The sequence below is a fragment of the Myxococcus sp. AB025B genome (assembly GCF_006518215.1).
Taxonomy (GTDB): Bacteria; Myxococcota; Myxococcia; order Myxococcales; family Myxococcaceae; genus Myxococcus; species Myxococcus fulvus.
The window spans coordinates 1-445 of sequence record NZ_SRLW01000719.1 but is presented as its reverse complement, the minus strand read 5'-3'; the positions used below and the strand labels follow the sequence as shown (position 1 = coordinate 445).

The window sequence follows — 445 nt, the reverse complement described above, 5'->3', positions numbered from 1 at the left end:
TCAAGGAGGTGTTCAAGCTCGCGGCCGACCGCGTGCGTGCACAGGGTCCCGAGTTTGGCGCGCAGGCTGACGTGCTCGCCAGCGCATCGTCCCACTGGCTGCGCCACACGGCCGGCTCGCACATGTCCGACCAACAGGTGGACCTGCGCTTCGTGCGTGACAACTTCGGCCATGCGTCGCTCGCCACGACGAGTGTCTACCTCCACGCGGAAGATGACGCACGCCACCAGGCAACGCAAGCCAGCCACCGGCTTGGCTGGAACTGAGCGTACCCAATTCTCGATGGCATGCTCCACGCGCGGCGGCTGCCGGCATCACCCACGAAAACGGGCAAATCGCCATGGCAGCCAGCGCATCGAAGGCGCCACCATGAGCTGGCCAACGAAGCGTGGCGACGCCTTCTACGTTGGCTTTCGGGCCGAATGGCTCGGCTAGTCGGCTGGGC

1 protein-coding gene is annotated in these 445 nt (G+C 66.1%); it reads left to right on the top strand.

All coding sequences use genetic code 11. The features are described 5' to 3' along the window. On the top strand, nt 1-266 hold a 266-nt coding region (locus FL311_RS43670; RefSeq protein WP_141333599.1), incomplete at its 5' end, for a site-specific integrase. Between the last annotated feature and the right edge of the window lie 179 nt (nt 267-445).